This window comes from Nocardia sp. NPDC024068 (genome assembly GCF_040638875.1).
Taxonomy (GTDB): Bacteria; Actinomycetota; Actinomycetes; order Mycobacteriales; family Mycobacteriaceae; genus Nocardia.
The window spans coordinates 89,565-102,617 of the sequence record NZ_JBEZYU010000012.1 but is presented as its reverse complement, the minus strand read 5'-3'; the positions used below and the strand labels follow the sequence as shown (position 1 = coordinate 102,617).

At 70.3% G+C, this 13,053-nt stretch carries 11 protein-coding genes and 1 riboswitch; of the genes, 5 read left to right on the top strand and 6 right to left on the bottom strand.

The window, feature by feature from the left end; translation table 11 throughout:
* The first annotated feature begins 230 nt into the window (after positions 1-230).
* A riboswitch (cobalamin riboswitch) is annotated at positions 231-437 on the top strand.
* 117 nt (positions 438-554) lie between these two features.
* The gene (metE, locus tag AB0F41_RS13635; RefSeq protein ID WP_357423427.1) at positions 555-2,855 is read left to right on the top strand and encodes a 5-methyltetrahydropteroyltriglutamate--homocysteine S-methyltransferase; all 2,301 of its coding nucleotides are present in this window, start codon (positions 555-557) and stop codon (positions 2,853-2,855) included.
* Positions 2,856-3,162: 307 nt separating this feature from the next.
* Here the strand turns inward: metE and recG are convergent, their stop codons facing one another.
* Together recG and AB0F41_RS13625 are read right to left on the bottom strand one after the other, a co-directional pair.
* On the bottom strand, positions 3,163-5,436 hold the full coding sequence (recG, locus tag AB0F41_RS13630) for an ATP-dependent DNA helicase RecG (RefSeq protein WP_357423425.1): 2,274 nt from the start codon (positions 5,434-5,436) through the stop codon (positions 3,163-3,165).
* A gap of 43 nt (positions 5,437-5,479) precedes the next feature.
* Positions 5,480-7,144, bottom strand: a complete 1,665-nt coding sequence (locus AB0F41_RS13625) for a DAK2 domain-containing protein (RefSeq protein WP_357423469.1) — start codon at positions 7,142-7,144, stop codon at positions 5,480-5,482.
* Positions 7,145-7,519: 375 nt separating this feature from the next.
* Here AB0F41_RS13625 and rpmB point away from each other — a divergent pair, with 375 nt between their 5' ends.
* The 3 genes from rpmB (at position 7,520) to AB0F41_RS13610 (ending at position 9,144) form a co-directional block, all read left to right on the top strand.
* Positions 7,520-7,711: a 50S ribosomal protein L28 gene (rpmB, locus tag AB0F41_RS13620; protein ID WP_357423423.1), complete on the top strand. Its 192-nt coding sequence runs from the start codon at positions 7,520-7,522 to the stop codon at positions 7,709-7,711.
* A 90-nt stretch (positions 7,712-7,801) separates the two neighbouring features.
* The gene (locus tag AB0F41_RS13615) at positions 7,802-8,362 is read left to right on the top strand and encodes a GNAT family N-acetyltransferase (RefSeq protein ID WP_357423421.1); all 561 of its coding nucleotides are present in this window, start codon (positions 7,802-7,804) and stop codon (positions 8,360-8,362) included.
* A complete protein-coding gene (locus AB0F41_RS13610; protein ID WP_357423419.1) occupies positions 8,359-9,144 on the top strand; it encodes an enoyl-CoA hydratase-related protein in 786 nt (261 codons plus the stop codon). The genes AB0F41_RS13615 and AB0F41_RS13610 overlap by 4 nt, the downstream gene beginning before the upstream one ends.
* A 7-nt stretch (positions 9,145-9,151) precedes the next feature.
* Here AB0F41_RS13610 and AB0F41_RS13605 read toward each other — a convergent pair whose 3' ends face one another.
* From AB0F41_RS13605 to AB0F41_RS13590, 4 genes are read right to left on the bottom strand one after another with little or no spacing between them, the layout of a single operon-like run.
* On the bottom strand, positions 9,152-10,015 hold the full coding sequence (locus tag AB0F41_RS13605) for an alpha/beta hydrolase (protein WP_357423417.1): 864 nt from the start codon (positions 10,013-10,015) through the stop codon (positions 9,152-9,154).
* Positions 10,016-10,065: 50 nt separating this feature from the next.
* Positions 10,066-10,299: a hypothetical protein gene (locus tag AB0F41_RS13600; RefSeq protein ID WP_357423415.1), complete on the bottom strand. Its 234-nt coding sequence runs from the start codon at positions 10,297-10,299 to the stop codon at positions 10,066-10,068.
* A gap of 36 nt (positions 10,300-10,335) precedes the next feature.
* Positions 10,336-11,019, bottom strand: coding sequence for a uracil-DNA glycosylase (locus AB0F41_RS13595; protein ID WP_357423413.1), 684 nt, complete (start codon positions 11,017-11,019; stop codon positions 10,336-10,338).
* Between the two features lie 11 nt (positions 11,020-11,030).
* Entirely contained in the window at positions 11,031-12,029 is a 999-nt protein-coding gene (locus AB0F41_RS13590) for a thiamine-phosphate kinase (RefSeq protein WP_357423467.1), read from the bottom strand.
* A 152-nt stretch (positions 12,030-12,181) separates the two neighbouring features.
* Here AB0F41_RS13590 and AB0F41_RS13585 point away from each other — a divergent pair, with 152 nt between their 5' ends.
* Positions 12,182-13,000, top strand: a complete 819-nt coding sequence (locus AB0F41_RS13585; protein WP_357423411.1) for a DUF3515 family protein — start codon at positions 12,182-12,184, stop codon at positions 12,998-13,000.
* Positions 13,001-13,053: the final 53 nt, after the last annotated feature.

Sequence of the window (13,053 nt, the reverse complement as noted above, 5' to 3'; positions counted from 1 at the left end):
TTCACGGAATCTTCACAAGGGGATATGGCAAGCCTGCGAAGTCTTGGTCATCGGGACGTCACAAACAGGCCCGACTCGGCGTCGGGTCACGCCGGGTACCGGCATGAGATGGCGGCCGATTGGGGGCGTGCGACCACTTCCCGGCACGCACCGCCGCCCGCGCCACGGCGATAACGCGCGGGCGGGCTATGGTGGAACACGCAGCTGGTCCGCCGGCCGGACGATGAGGAGCCCCGAGCGTCCGCCCCGGCGTCGAAGCCCGCGACCGAGCGGGTGAGAGGGAATCCGGTGGAAATCCGGAACTGTCCCGCAGCGGTGAGCGGGAACGACCGCCGTTATGAGCACTGGGCGCACGGCCTGGGAAGCGACGGCCAGTAGGTCGGCCTATCGGCCGGTGCCCGCGAGTCCGAAGACCTGCCGGTTGTACCGGGTACGCCGTATCCGGTGACCACCGCCTCGTGGATTGGGCGTCGCGGTCCACCAGTGCTGACACGTCCCGGCCCCGCGGCCGGGAGATCCGGGGTCTCATCGGTGCCGCACGCCCGCGGAAGGCGATGGCAAACCGCACTTCAGTACTGGAGAACACCGTGACCGCTATTCCGCACAGCCCGTTCACCGCGACAGTTCTCGGCCTTCCCCGGGTGGGCCCCCGCCGGGAACTCAAACGCGCCACCGAATCGTATTGGGCGGGGCGTATCGACGCCGATCAGCTGCACGAGACCGGGCGTACGCTGCGCCGCGACCAGTACGCCGCACTGCAGGCCGCCGGACTGGATTCCATCCCGGTCGGCACCTTCTCCTACTACGACCAGATGCTCGACGCGGCGGTGCTGCTCGGCGCGTTGCCGCCGCGGGTCGCCGATATCCCCGACCCGCTGGACCGCTATTTCGCGGCAGCGCGCGGCAACGATTCGGTCGAACCGCTGGAGATGACCAAATGGTTCGACACCAACTACCACTACCTGGTCCCGGAGATCGGCCCCGATACCACCTTCGCGCTCGACCCGGACGCCGTACTCGCCCAGCTGCGTGAAGCGATCGAGCTCGGTGTCCCGGCACGCCCGGTCGTCATCGGCCCGGTCACCTTCCTGAAGCTCGCCAAAACCTCCGTCGGCGCCGGACCGGATCGGGTGGACGAGCTGATCCCGCTGTACCAGGAACTGCTGCGGTTGCTGGCCGAGGCGGGTGCGGGCTGGGTGCAGCTCGACGAACCGTCGCTGGTCACCGACCTCACCGACGACGAACTGGCGGTCGTCCGGCGCGTCTACACCGAGCTGACCGCGCCGGCCGACCGGCCGGCGGTCCTGGTCGCCACCTACTTCGGGCACCCCGGTCCGGCGCTGGCCGCGCTGGCCGCCACCGAGGTCGAGGGCATCGCCGTCGATCTGGTCGCGGGCACCGATGTCGCCGAAGTGGCCGCCGTTCCCGCATTGGCCGGAAAGCTGCTGGTCGCGGGCGTCGTGGACGGTCGCAATGTCTGGCGCACCGATCTGGACAAGGCGCTGTCGACCCTCGCGACGCTGCTGGGTTCGGCGAAGGAGGTGGCCGTATCGACGTCCTGCTCGCTCCTGCACGTGCCGTACTCGCTGGCGGTGGAGACGCAACTCGACGACGCCCTGCGATCCTGGCTGGCGTTCGGCGCCGAGAAGGTCACCGAGGTGCGGGTACTGGCCACCGGCCTGAACTCCGGCACCGAGGCGGTCGCCACGGAGCTCGGGCAGGCGCGGGCCGCCGCGGCGAGCCGCCGCGCCGATCCGCGGATCGGCAACGCCGGAGTGCGGGCGCGGCTGGGCGCGCTGGGTCCGGACGCCATCCGGCGGGCCCCCGCCGAGGAGCGGCGGATCCTCCAGCAGAACCGCCTGCACCTTCCGCCACTGCCGACCACCACCATCGGCTCCTACCCGCAGACCCCGGCGATCCGGCTGGCCCGCGCCGCGCTGCGCAAGGGCGAGATCGACCGGGCCGAATACCAGCGGCGGATGCGGGCCGAGATCACCGAGGTGATCGCCCTGCAGGAGAAGCTCGAGATCGATGTCCTCGTGCACGGTGAACCCGAACGCAACGATATGGTCCAGTACTTCGCCGAACAGCTCGATGGTTTCGCCGCCACCGAACTGGGCTGGGTGCAGTCCTACGGCACCCGCTGCGTACGCCCGCCGATCCTGTTCGGCGATGTCACCCGGCCCGCGCCGATGACCGTCGACTGGATCACCTTCGCGCAATCACTCACCAATAAGCCGGTCAAAGGGATGCTCACCGGCCCGGTGACCATCCTGGCCTGGTCGTTCGTCCGCGACGACCAGCCGCTCGCGGATTCGGCGAAACAGGTCGCACTGGCGATCCGGGACGAGACCGTGGATCTGCAGAACGCGGGTATCCGGATCATCCAGGTGGACGAACCGGCACTGCGGGAACTGCTACCGCTGCGCAAGGCCGACCAGCCCGCCTATCTGGACTGGTCGGTGCACGCGTTCCGGCTCTCCACCGCCGGGGTGGCCGATTCGATCCAGATCCACACGCACCTGTGCTATTCGGAATTCGGTGAGGTGATCGACGCGATCGCCGGCCTGGACGCCGATGTGACCTCGATCGAGGCGGCCCGTTCGCATATGGAGGTTCTCGACGACCTCAACGCGGCCGGGTTCGACGCGGGCGTCGGCCCGGGTGTCTACGATATCCACTCGCCGCGCGTGCCCGGCACCGAGGAGATCACCGCCTTGTTGCGGGCCGCGCTGAAAGCCGTACCCGCCGACCGTCTCTGGGTGAACCCGGACTGCGGTCTGAAGACCCGCGGCACGGCCGAGGTGGAGGCCTCGCTGCGCAATATGGTCGCCGCCGCGCGGGCCGTGCGCTGACGGACCAGTGAGCAACGACCGGTCCGGGCCGTGTGCGGCCCGGACCGGTCAGCCCTCCCCTGCCTCCGATTCCCGGCGTCTGGCGCGTTCCGCCGCGCATTCCGGGCAGTGCCGTGTCATCCGCAGCACCGGCCTGACCCGTGGCTGCGACGCCGTCGACAGCCGTCGTACCGCTCGGCACCCCTGTTCCGATTCCATCTGCCCAACCCCTTCCCCTCAGCGTTACCGTGTGCCAGGTTTGACGCCGGGCACGACACACCGGTTCCCCTGTGCCGCTGCCTTTTCCGGCACCCGCGGCACGGGGCGGTCAGGATTTGGCCAGGTACTCCAGTCGCTCGGAATCCACCGCGGCGTGCATCATGGCCGCGAGCCCGGGATGCCGGGTGAGACCGGGATCCTCGGCGACCAGCGTGCGGGCGAGTTCCTGCGCGGTGGAGATGACCTCCAGGTCGTCGAGCAGCGAGAGCAGCCGCAGCGAACGCGCCGTCCCCGACTGCGCGGAACCCAGCACATCGCCCTCGCGGCGCTGGCGCAGATCGAGCACCGACAGTTCGAAACCGTCGGTTGTCCCGGCCACCGCTTCCAGTCTCGTCATCGCCGGACCGCCGGGGGCGGCGTCGGTGATCAGCAGGCACAGCCCGGGATGTTTCCCGCGCCCGATCCGGCCGCGCAGCTGATGCAGCTGGCTCACTCCGAAACGATCCGCGTCCACGATGACCATCACCGTCGCGTTCGGCACGTCGACACCGACCTCGACGACGGTCGTGCAGACCAGGACATCGATCTCACCGGCGTTGAAATCACGCATCACCTGGTCTTTCTCATCGGAGGGCAACCGCCCGTGCAGGAGTCCGACCCGGAGCGCCGCCAGCGGTCCGGCGCGCAGCCGGTCGAAGACATCGAGCACGGCCTGGGTGCTGGGCGGCTCTTTATCGGTGCCGCTGCCCTTCGATTTCCCGCCCCGCGAGCGGCCTGCGCCCTCCTCGTCGTCACCGATCCGTGAACACACGACATAGGCCTGGCGGCCCTGGCCCACTTCCTCGGTGATCCGCTCCCACGCCCGGTCCACCCAGTTGGGATGCACTCGGCGCGGCACCACTTTCGACGCGATCGGGGAGCGGCCGCGGGGCAGTTCGGTGAGGGTCGAGGTCTCCAGATCACCGAGGGTGGTCATGGCGATCGTGCGCGGGATCGGGGTGGCGGTCATCACCAGCAGATGCGGGGAATTGCCCGCCTTCGCCTTGGCGCGCAGCGCGTCACGCTGCTCGACGCCGAAACGGTGCTGCTCGTCGACCACCACCATCCCGAGATCGAAGAATTCCACCGCGTCCTGGATCAGGGCGTGCGTGCCGATCAGGATCCCGGCCTCCCCGGTCACCGCGGCGAGCAGGGCCTCCCGTTTGGCGGCCACCGGCATCGAGCCGGTGACCAGCGTGATCCGGGTGGCGTTCTCGGCCGCGCCCAGTTCCCCGCCCTGTCCCAGATCACCCAGCATCGCGCGCAGCGACCGGTAGTGCTGGGCGGCCAGTACCTCGGTGGGCGCCAGTAGCGCGCACTGCCGTCCGGTATCGACGACCTGCAGCATGGCGTGCAGCGCGACGATCGTCTTACCCGAACCCACCTCGCCCTGGAGCAGCCGGTGCATGGGCTGCTCCCGGGACAGATCGGCGGCGATCTCGTCGATGACCAGACGCTGCCCGGCGGTGAGGTCGAACGGCAGCCGCCGCTCGAAGGCCGCGGCGATACCGTCCGGACGGGGTGGGCAGGCCGGGGCGACCCGCGCCGACACCTCGTGCCGGCGTTCGGCGAGCACCAATTGCAGCGCCAGCGCCTCGTCGAAACGCAAACGCTCCCGCGCCCGTTCGATATCGGTCTTGTGCTCGGGCAGATGGATGAGTCGCAGCGCCTCCCCGACCGGCATCAGCGCCCGTTCGGCCCGCAACTCTTCCGGCAGCGGGTCCGAGAGCGGGTCCAGCTGATCGAGCACCTGCCGGACGCAGGCCAGGATCTCCCAGCTCTGCACTTTCGCGGTGGCGGGATAGACGGGCAGGTATTCGCGTTCGAAGAACGACATGTCCACGCCGTCGGAACCCTTGGCGCTCTGCGCGATCCCGCGCAGATCACCGCCACCGCGCACAGTGGTGAGGGCCGGTTCGTCGTCCCCGGGCTCGGGCAGGATCAGATAACCCGGATGGCTGAGATTCCATTGTCCGGGCCGCCAATAGGTCACCGTCCCCGACATCATCGCCCGCGCGCCCTGACGGACCGCGTATTTGACCTTGTCCCCGTTGAAGAACGTGACGTCCACGCCCCGGCCCGCACCGGTGTCGAGCACCACCTTCAGCAGCGAGCCGCGCCGCTGCCGCATCGGACGCAGTTCGGCCTTGGTGATCCGGCCGATCACGGTGATATGCGCGCCGTCCTCCGGCGCCTCCTCGGTGAGCGGCTGTCCCTGGGTGGCATAGCGCAGCGGATAATGGCGCAGCAGATCCTCCACGGTCCGCATATCGAAGGCATCCGCCAGCGACCCGGCCGCTTTCGCGCCCAGGACGTGGTCGAGCCGGTCGCTCAGTGTCGCCATCGCGATACTCCCGTCACCGTGGGCACCCGGACCGGCCGGGTGCTCATTCCACCCCGATCTGTATCAGGTCACCGCGCTGTCCGCCCGTGTACACCGTGACCTCCACGCCGGGAAACTCTTCCCCGATATGGTGCGCGAGACCGTCGGCGAGACCGTCCGGCGCCTCCGCGCCGACCAGCAGGGTCACCAGTTCACCGCCGAGGCCGAGCATGCGGTCCAGCAGGGTCTCCCCCGCTGTCCTGGTATCCCCGTCGATCACGACCACATCGTGCCCGACCAGGCCGAGACCGTCGCCGGGGCCGCAGGTCCCGACCATGGTGAGGGCGCGGCCCCGCGCCCGGCGCAGCGCTCCCCAGCGGGTCGCGGCGGCGGCCTCCGACATCGCGAAGGCATCGTCGACCGCGATCCGGGACCGGTCGTGGACCGCCAGCGCGGCCAGCCCCTGCACCATGCTGGTGCTGGGCAGCAACAGCACATCGCGGTGCGCGTCCCGGGCCGCCGCGCCCACCGCGACCAGTTCCTGAGCGGGCAGGGCGCCGTTGGGCAGGACGAGAACCTCGCGGTGCGGCAACCGGCGGATCGCGGCGAGCAAGTCGGCGGATCGCAACGCGGGTTCGGCGCCGAGCACCACCGCGCCCGCCGCCTCGAACAATTCGGCGGCGCCGGTTCCGGCGGCGATCGCGAGCACCCCCCGGTCGGCCGGTTCGGCGGACCGCCCGGAACTCCGGCGCGGCCGGTCCCCGGCGGTGCGGGCGGCCCGCCGCCGGTCCACACCGCACGTCCCCCCGGGACGGCCACGGGCACCGCGCGTATCGGAGTCCGTACCGGACCGCGCCGGGTCCGCTTCCACGAGGTATTCGATCCGGATATCCGCCAGCCCGCCCATCGCCAGTCCGGCTTCCACCGCCGCACCGGCATCGGCGCAGTGCACATGCACCGACCAGCCGCCGCGCCCGTCGGCCGCGACCACCACGGAATCACCCAGCCGGTCCAGCCGCGCGCGCAGATCCGCGGGCGGCTCCGTCCCGGTATCGGTCACGCGGTACATCACCTCGTATCGCGGGTCCGCCGCCGCGTCCCGCGCCCCCGGGTACGCCGGAACCGGGGCACTGTATTCAGGGCGCGCCGGGGCCTCGCCGGTGACCACCGTGACCATCGCGTCCAGCAGCACCAGCAGTCCCCGGGCACCGGCATCCACCACACCCGCGTCACGCAGCACATCGAGCTGGTCACGGGTAGCGTCCAGCGCCGCCGATGCGGCATCGGCGCCCGCCCGCGCCGCGGCGGCGAGATCGTCTCCGGAGCGTCCGGCGGCGCCGGCCCGGTCGAGGACGGTGAGGATCGTGCCCTCGATGGGTTCGCTGAGGCTTTCGCGAACCAGCGCCGCGGCCCGCAGCAGCGCCGCACGGTACTCGGCGGCGGCCAGGACCGGACCGGTTGTCGCCTCGGCGAGGCCGCGCAGCACCTGGGCGACGATGATCCCGGAATTGCCGCGCGCGCCGGATACCGCGCCGCGCGCCAGCGCCGCGGCGGTCCGGTCCGCCGCGACCGGCTCGCCCGCGCGGTCCGCCTCCGCCACGGCGGCCCGCATGGTGGACAGCAGATTGGTCCCGGTATCGGAATCGGGCACCGGGAAGACATTCAGCGCATCGATCTCCGCGCGTCGCCGTTCGAGCCCGGCGACACAGGTATGCCCCCACCGCAGCAGCCCGGCCCCGTCGAGTCCGGCCGGACCCGGCCCGGTGCCATCGGACACACCGTCCGTGCCATCGCTCACCTGCCGGGTTCCGGCCACCGCCACCTCGTTCCTCGCCTGCGCACTACCCCGGTCGCCAAGATTAGCGGTGCCCACCTCGGCCTGTCGGCACTCCCCGGCTCGCGGCTGCCTCCGCGTCGATGGGCACGACAACCCCCGGTTTGGAGTATCAATGCGGGTCGGGCTAACCTTGCAGGGTTGCCTGGCGCGGCCGTTGAACGGTGTGCGCTCACCGAGCCCCTGTTCGGCAGGCAGAACGACATTGTTCTCGGATCGACCGCTGTACCGGTGGCAGATCCCCACCATGACATGAAGGAGTTCGCGACTATGGCTGCCGTCTGCGACGTCTGCGCCAAGAGCCCCGGCTTCGGTAAGTCGGTCTCGCATTCGCACCGGCGCACCAACCGTCGCTGGAACCCGAATATCCAGACCGTGCGCGCGCAGGTCGCCCCGGGTAACACCCGCCGGATGAATGTGTGCACCTCGTGCCTGAAGGCGGGCAAAGTCGTCCGCGGCTGAGTGCCGTCGGACGGTCCGCCCTCGCGGCGGGCCCCGTAGACCTTCGAATACGATTCGCCCCGGCTTCTTCGCAGCAGCCGGGGCGAAGTCGTGTCCGCGTCCGGTCCGTATCCGGCCGCGGCGGGCCGGCGGATGAGCACCGCCCCGGAACCACCCTGGACCATCCTCCCGGCCACCCCGGTCCATGCCCGGGCGCTGGCGGTGTGCAATATCGCCTGCTGGCGTGAGGCCTATCACGGTCTGGTACCCGATCACCTGCTCGACGCGTTCGATGTCGACCACAGCGCCGCGAGCTGGGCGCGCGCCGCGCGCCGCAACGACGGCACGATCCTGATCGCGCGGATCGGCGACGAGATCATCGGATTCACCCGCTACGGCCCGCCACAGGAGCAGCCGGCGGTCGCCGAACGCGAGCTCGCCGCCATGTACGTCCGCGCGCGGTGGTACGGAACCGGGCTCGCGCACGCACTGCTCGGCGCGGTTCTCGAACCCGGCCGGTCCTGTTCGCTGTGGGTTTTCGACCGTAACCCCCGGGCCCGCGCCTTCTACGCGAAGTACGGATTCGCCCCCGACGGCACCGAGCGGGCCGAACGATTCGGTGCCGCAACCGAGATCAGGATGGTGCGCCCGGCAGTAGTGTCTGGGCCATGAGCACCGAAGCAGAGTACGTCCGAATCGACGACGGGGTCCTGGAGATCACCCTGTCCACCGCCGCTAAAGGCACCTCACTGGATTTCGCGGGAGTAGCGGCGGGCACCGCCGCGCTGGAGGCGCTGAAACCGGAGGTGGGTGCCGTACTGCTGACCGGTGCGGGCCCGAATTTCTGCGCAGGCGGTGACGTCCGGGATTTCGCGGCCGCCGAGGACCGGGCCGCACATCTCTACAATCTGGCCGACACCCTGCACATTCTGGTGCGCGCCCTCGATTCCGCGCCGGTCCCGGTGATCGCGGCGGTGCACGGCTGGGCCGCGGGTGCCGGAATGAGCCTGGTCTGCGCGGCCGATATCGCGATCGGCGGCCCGGGCACCAGGATGCGGCCCGCCTATCCCGGTGTCGGCCTGAGCCCGGACGGCGGGATGTCGTGGACCCTGCCGCGATTGGTGGGGGCCGCCAAGGCGCGGGAAATCCTGCTCACCGACGCGGTCCTCGACGCCGCCGAAGCCCAGGGCCTCGGCATCCTGGCCCGGATCGCCGAGGACGACGAATCGGTACTCGGCGCGGCCCGGGAGCTGGCACGCACACTGGCCCGCGGCCCGCGCGCCAGCTACGCCTCCATCCGCTCCCTGCTGAGCAAATCGGCGACCGCGACGCTGAGCGAGCAACTCGACGCCGAACGCGATGCCATGGGTGCCGCCGCGGGCAGCCCGACCGGCAGGGAAGGCGTGGACGCCTTCCTCGCCAAACGCGCCCCGGACTATTCCGGGCTGGCCTGACGCCGGTTCAGCGCGACGTCAGGACGAATTTCGTCACCGCCTCGGTGAAGGCGTCGTTGTCGTCACCGGCGGCGGTATGCGCCGCATTACCGATTTCGACGATCTCGGCATGGGGTACCAGGGCCTGGAATTCGGCCGCGCCCTCGGCGCTGACCACATCCGACTGCAATCCACGGACCAGCAGTACCGGTATGGTCAGCGCCCGGGCGGTGTCGTTCAGAGTGTGGGCCATCTGGTCGGGATCGGCGGATTTGTCGCCGAGGATGCCCGGATCCCAGTGCCAGTACCAGCGGCCGTCGCGTTCGCGCAGATTGCGCAACAGTCCGGTGTTGGATTTGGGGCGCGGCCGGTGCGGAAGATATTCGGAGACCGCGTCGGCGGCTTCGTCCAGGGTCGCGAAACCGTCGGGATTCTTGCTGAGGAAGGTGAGGACCCGGTTCACACCTTCGGGTTCGGGGCGGGTCACGATATCGACCAGCACCAGCGCCGAGATGGCCTGCCCGCCCGGCGCGGCGGTCGCCAGCAGTCCGGTGATACCGCCCATACTGGCGCCGACCACCACCGCCGGTCCGCCGCCGAGCTGTTCGAGGATCGCGTGCACATCGCCGACCATCGCCTCGTAGCGGTAGTCGCGATCGGGTGCCCACTGGCTGTCGCCGTGGCCCCGGGCGTCGAGTGTGACCGCCCGGATCCCGGCGGCGCCGAGCTGTGCACCGGTCTGTTTCCAGGAGTGCCGGGTCTGGCCGCCGCCGTGCAGGAACAGCACGGGAGCGCCGTCGGGTGGGCCGTACTGGTCCGCAACGAGCTCGATCCCGCCCGAGCCGCGAAGTCGCAGCCGGACGGGATCGAGCAGATTGTTCGCATTACTCACGATTTTCAGCATCGCAAATATGCGGACGTTACGCCGTATGAACGGACAAATCAGCAGTCCAGGTCCATGGCGCTCAGGGTCCGCTGGAACAGGCATGCGCCCTTGGCGTTGACCGATGCCGAAATCGTGGACGATCCGTTCGAGGTGAAATCCTCGGCGACCGGCGCGGGCTCGGTGATCGGGGACGGCTCCAGCCGCAGGGGGGCCGCTCCGGCCGTAGCCCCGGCCGCGCCCGACAGGGCGGCGCCCAGTGCGAGCGAGGCGGTGATGCCGCGCAGTTTCATGGTGTGCTCCTCACTTGTTTCTCTTTCGACGCCCGGTCAGGGCAGGCGCCAGTCCACCGGCTCGGCGCCGAGTTCGTCCAGGAGTTCGTTGACCCGGGAGAACGGACGCGAACCGAAGAATCCCCGCGACGCCGACAGCGGTGACGGGTGCACGGATTCGATACAGGGCACCTCGGCCTCGGCCAGCACCGGTTTCAACGAGGCCGCGTCACGACCCCACAGAACGGCCACCAGCGGTTCGTCGCGCGCGACCAGCGCCCGGATCGCCTGTTCGGTGACCTGCTCCCAGCCTTTGCCGCGATGCGAGGCGGGTTTTCCGGGCGAAACCGTCAGCACCCGGTTCAGCATCAGGACACCCTGATCGGACCAGGGGCTCAGATCGCCGCACGCGGGCGTCGGATGACCGAGATCCTTGCTGTATTCGGCGAAGATATTGGCCAGGCTGCGCGGTACCGGCGAAACATCGGGCGCTACCGAGAAGCTCAACCCCATCGGATGCCCGGGGGTCGGGTACGGGTCCTGGCCGACGATCAGCACCCGCACGCCCTCGAACGGGTACCGGAAGGCGCGCAGCACGTTGTCCCCGGCGGGTAGATACCCGCGACCCGCGGTGTTCTCGGCACGCAGGAATTCGCCCATCGCCGCAATGCGATCGGCCACCGGATCCAGCGCTTTCGCCCAGCCCGGATCGATGATGTCCGCGAGTGGTTTCGTGCCCATGACCGCACAACCTATCGTGACCGGTCCGATTTCGCCGACTCCGTCCCCGCGAACGCTTCCCACCCGGTGGGACCCTCGTACCGGACGCCGCCGACCGTAACGCCCTGACCGGCCTCGATACTCCCGATCGCGGTCCAGCCGGACGGCGGCGCCGACCCGGGCGGCCAGACACCGGCGAACACATGGTCCTCACCGCCGGTCAGGATCCATTGCCGCGCATCGCCTTCCAGCGCGTCGGCGCAGCGCCGCAGCGCCGGGTCGGCCAGTGCGGCGAAATCGACGTCGATCGCGACGCCCGACGCATCCGCCAGATGTCCCAGATCGGCCAGCAGTCCGTCGGAGATATCGGTGAGCGCCCCGGGTGCGCGGCCGTCACGGATCGCGGACCGCACCAGATCGTAGGGCGGACGCGGCGCACGATGCGCGGCCAGCGCCCGTTGCGTTTCCGCGTTCCCGGCGACCTCCGGTGCCGTGAGCACGGCATACCCCGCCGCGGACCATCCCGGGCTGCCCGCGATCGCGACCGTGCCGCCCGCCCGCGCACCGGACCGGGGGATATACGCGTCATCCAGCGGGTCACCGAAGGCGGTCACCGAGATCACCCAGTGCGGGCTGCGCACGATATCGCCGCCGGCGACGGAACCGCCCGCCCGCGCGGCCTCATCCCAGAATCCGTCGGCCAGCCGCAGCACCGCTTCGGCCGGGGTGTCGGGTGGAATCCCCACTCCGATGACATAGCCGGTCGGTTCCGCTCCCATGGCATAGATATCGGCGGCATTCTGCGCGATCGCCTTGCGGCCGATGTCCTCGGGACTCGACCAGTCCCGCCGGAAATGGCGGTCCTCGATCAACATATCCGTGCTCACCGCAAAGTGGCCGCGCGCTGCCGCCAGCACCGCGGCGTCGTCACCCGGGCCGAGCCGGACCGCCGGACCCTGTGTCCGGCCTTGATTGATCCGGGCGATCAGGGCGAATTCACCCATCTCCCCGACCGTCGGTCCTGTACTGATCGTGCGGCCCTTCCTCGTTTGCTGTCGCGACCGGTTGCCCGCCGTTCCCCGGCCCTGCGCCGGCCCACCCCGGACCGACGGTACCCTGTGCCCGGTGACCAGGCGCGGCAGCGGGATGCCGCGCAGTCCGTTCGACGAAAGGACCGCCGAGGATGCCGGGGACATCGCCGGACCGGGACGCCGATTCCCCGGAAGCCGACGGATCGGTGCAGGACAACCCACCGAATCCGGGGGCCGCCGGCGAACCCGAGGGCCCCGGTGTTCCCGATGCGCCGGAGACCGAGCCGCCCGCGGTGGACGCCCCGCAGCCGAACCCGGAAGGCCGGCGCGAACCGGAGAGCACCGGTGTCTCCGGGGAACCGGAGAACGTCGCCGATACCGGGGCCACGGGGGACACCGAAGGCGCCGGCGATGCCGATAACGGCGAATCCGGCCGGACGCCCTATCCCCCCGCGTTGATCGCCACCGCGGTGGCGTTGCCGGTGGCCCTTCTCGTGGGCGTCGTGGTCGCCGCGGTGCTGGTCCTGCGGGCTCCGGCCGAGCCCGAACCCGTGGCACTGGGTCCGGTCCCCGCGCCCGCGGCCGACGGCCCCGCGTGCACCACACTGATGCCCGCCCTCCCAGCCGATATGGGTGATTTCACTCGCGCGAGCCTGGTCGAACCGGTGCCTCCGGCGACCATGGCGTGGCAGCGCCCCGACGGCGGCGAACCCATCGTGCTGCGTTGCGGACTCGACCGGCCGCTGGAATTCAACCGGGCCTCCGCGCTGCAGATCGTCAACGGAGTGCAGTGGTTCGAGATCCGCGACGACGCCGCGGCCACCGCCACCTGGTTCGCGGTGGACCGCGAAACCTATATCGCCCTGACCGTTCCCGACGGATCCGGCCCCACACCGTTGCAGGCGGTATCGGACACGATCACCGCGCAACTCCCGGCACGCCCGATCGACCCGGGTGAACTACCGAATTGAGCAGTGGCGGTCCGCCGCGCAACCGAAACCCCGGCCCGCGGCGGAACCGCGCG